We start from the raw sequence: 3537 nt of genomic DNA on the forward strand, positions 1-3537 counted from the left end.
GGTCGACAGCGCGTTCAGCGTGGTGGTGCTGAGGCCCGACACCTGGGTGGCGGTCAGTCCGTCGATCTGGGTGGTGGTCAGCGCCGCGGTGTTGGTGGTGGAGAGCGCATTGATCTGGGTGACGGAGAGCGCCGCCACCTGGGTCGAGGTGATGCCCGACAGGGTGGTGGTGGTCAGGGCGCCGGTCTGGGTGCTGGTCAGGTTGCCGACCTGGGTGACGGTCAGGGCCGCCACGTCGGTGGTTTCCAGGGCGTTGACCTGGGTGGTGGTCAGGCCGCTCACCTGGGTGGCGTCCAGCGAGCGCGCCTGGGTGGTGGTCAGCGCCGCCACGTCGGTGGTCTGCAGGGCGTTCAGCGTGGTGGTGCTGAGGCCGCTGACCTGGGTGGTGGTCAGGCTTTCCACCTGGGTGGTGGACAGGGCCGCCACACCGGTGGTGGTCAGCGCGTTCAGCGCCGTCGCCGAGATGGCCCGCAGATCGGTGGTCTCGATGGCGCCCAGCGCGGTGGTGATCAGGCCGGCCGCCTGGGTGGTGGTCAGACCCGACACCTGGGCGGAATTCAGGCCGGACAGCGCCGTGGTCGACAGGGCGTTCAGGCTGCTGGTGGTCAGGCCGGCCACCGTCGCCGAGGTGACGCTCGACAGCTGGGTGGTGGAAAGCTCCGCCACCGCGGTGGTGGTCAGCGCGTTGATCTGGGTGGTGGACAGCGTCGCCACTTCGGTGGCGGTCAGGCTGCCGACGCCGGTGGTGGTCAGCGCCCCGGTCTGGGTGGTGGTGAAGGCCCCCACCTGGGTGGTGGTCAGCGCCGCCAAGTCGGTGGTCTCGAAGGCGTTCAGGTTGGTGGTGCTGAGGCCGGCGATCTGGCCGGTGGTCAGGCTCCGGACCTGGGCGGTGGACAGGGCCGCCACGTCGGTGGTCTCGAGGGCGTTCAGGGTGGTGGTGTTGAGGCCGCTGACCTGGGTGGTGCTGAAGCTGGCCACCTGGGTGCTGGTCAGGCCAGCCAGGCTGGTGGTGGACAGGGCATTGATCTGGGTGGCGGTCAGCGTGCTGATCACCGCGGAATTCAGCGCCGCCGCCGCCGTGGTGGTCAGCGCCCCGGTCTGGGTGGTGGTCAGGCCGCGCAGCTGGGTGGCGGTCAGGCTGGCCAGGGTGGTGGTGGTCAGGCTGTTCAGGTTGGTGGTCGACAGGCCGCCGACCTGGGTGGAGCTGACGCTGCTCACCTGGGCGGTGGACAGCACCGCCGCATTGGTGGTGGACAGCGCGTTCAGGTTGGAGGTGGACAGGGCGCCCACTTCGGTGGCGGTCAGCACGCTCACCGCCGTGGTGGCCAGCGCCCCGGCCTGGGTGGTGGAGAGCCCGCCGACCTGGGTGGTGGTCAGCGCGGCGAGATCGGTGGTTTCCAGGGCGTTGACCTGGGTGGTGGTCAGTCCGCCCACCTGGGCGGCGGTCAGCGAGCGCACCTGGGCGGTGGACAGCACCGCCAGATCGGTGGTTTCCAGGGCGTTCAGCACCGTGGTGCTGAGGCCGCTGACCTGGGCGGTGGTCAGGCTCGACACCTGGGTGGTGGTCAGGTGAGCGATGTTGGTGGTGGACAGCGTGTTCAGCGCGGTGGCGGTCACCGCCGCCAGATCGGAGGTCTCCAGGGCGCCCAGCTGGGTAGTGGACAGGGCGGCGGTCTGGGTGGAGGTCAGACTCCGGGCCTGGGTGGTGCTCAGGCTGGCGACGGCGGTGGTGCTCAGCACGTTGAGGTTGGAGGTCGACAATCCGCCCACCTGGGTGCTGGTCAGCGATCCGACCTGGGTGCTGCTCAGCGAGGCCGCGCTGGTGGTGGTCAGCGCGTTCAGCTGGGTGGCGGTCAGCACTCGCAGATCGGTGGTGGACAGCGCCGCCGCCGACGTGGAGTTCAGCGCCGTCAGCTGGGTGGCGGTCAGACTCTGGGCCTGGGTGGCGGTCAGGGCCGCCACGTCGGTGGTCTCCAGGGCGTTGATCTGGGTGGTGGACAGGGCGCCGACCTGGGCCGAGGTCAGATTCCGGACCTGGGTGGTGGTCAGGGCGGCCACGTCGGTGGTTTCCAGCGCGTTCAGCGCGGTGGCGGTCAGGCCGGAAACCTGGGTGTTGGTCAGCGAAGCGACCTGGGTGGAGGTCAGGGCCGCCGCGTTGGTGGTGGTCAGCGCGTTCAGCAGGGTGGCGGTGACCGCCGAAATGCCGGTGGTGGACAGCGCGCCGGCCGCGGTGGTGGTGAACGCCGCCGCCTGGGTGGTGGTCAGACTCCGGACCTGGGTGGCCGAGAGGCTGGCCAGGCCGGTGGTGGACAGGGCGTTGAGATTGGAGGTCGAGAGCCCGGCCACCTGGGTGGTGGTCAGGCTGCCCGCCTGGGTGCTGGTCAGCGACGCCGCGCCGGTGGTGGTCAGCGCGTTCAGCTGGGTGACGGTGAGGGCGCGGGTCTCGGCCGAGGTCAGCGCCGCGGCGTTGGTGGTGGTCAGCGCCGTGATCTGGGTGGTGGTCAGGCCGCCGATCTGGGTGGCGGAGAGTGCCGCGATATCGGTGGTCTCGACGGCGTTCAGCGTGGTGGTGGTCAGGCCGCCGATCTGGGTGGCGGTCAGGTTCTTGATCTGGGTGGTGGTCAGTGCCGCGACGCCGGTGGTGTCCAGGGCGTTCAGCGCCGTGGTGCCCAGGCCGCTCAGCGTGGTGGCCGACAGCACGCTCTGCTGGGTGGTGGACAGTTCCGCCACGTTGGTGGTGGACAGGGCGTTGAACACCGTGGCGGTCAGGGCGCCCAACTCGGTGGTGGTCAGCGCGCCGGCCTGGGTGGTGGTCAGCGCCGCCACCTGGGTGGTGGTCAGACTCCGGGCCTGGGTGAGGGTCAGGCCGGCCAGGGAGGTGGTCGACAGCGCGTTGAGATTGGTGGTGCTGAGGCTGCCCACCTGAACGGTGGTCAGGCCGGAAATCTGGGTGGTGGACAGCTGGGCCACGTTGGTGGTGGTCAGCGCGTTGACCTGGGTGGTGGAGAGCGCCTTGGCCTCGCTGGAGGTCAGCGCGCCCACCTGGGTGGTGGTCAGCGCCGTCACCTGGGTGGTGGTCAGTCCGCCGACCTGGGTGGCGGTCAGAGTCGCGATGTCGGTGGTTTCGAAGGCGTTCAGCTGGGTGGTGGACAGGCCGCCGACCTGGGTGGCGGTCAGCGCCCGCGCCTGGGTGGTGGTCAGGGCCGCAACGTCGGTGGTCTCAAGCGCGTTCAGCGTGGTGGTCGAGAGCCCGGCCGTCTGGGTGCGGGTCAGGCTGGCCACCTGGGTGGTGGACAGCGCCGCCACGTTGGTGGTGGAGAGCGCGTTGATCTGGGTGGCGGTCAGCACCGCCAGGTCGGTGGTCTCGATGGCGCCCAGCGCCGTGGTGGTCAGGGCGCCGACCTGGGTGGTGGTCAGACTCCGGGCCTGGGTGAGGGTGATGCCGGCCAGGGCGGTGGTCGACAGGGCATTGAGATTGGTGGTGCTGAGGCCGCTCACCTGGGTGGCGGTCAGGCTGGTCACCTGGGTGGTGGACAG

Annotated in this window: 1 protein-coding gene; it reads right to left on the minus strand. The window is 70.3% G+C overall.

Going from position 1 to position 3537, the window contains the following annotated elements:
* On the minus strand, positions 1 to 3537 hold a 3537-nt coding region (locus tag H261_RS26595; RefSeq protein ID WP_040477347.1), incomplete at both ends, for a beta strand repeat-containing protein.

Source organism: Paramagnetospirillum caucaseum (assembly GCF_000342045.1).
GTDB classification, from domain to species: Bacteria; Pseudomonadota; Alphaproteobacteria; order Rhodospirillales; family Magnetospirillaceae; genus Phaeospirillum; species Phaeospirillum caucaseum.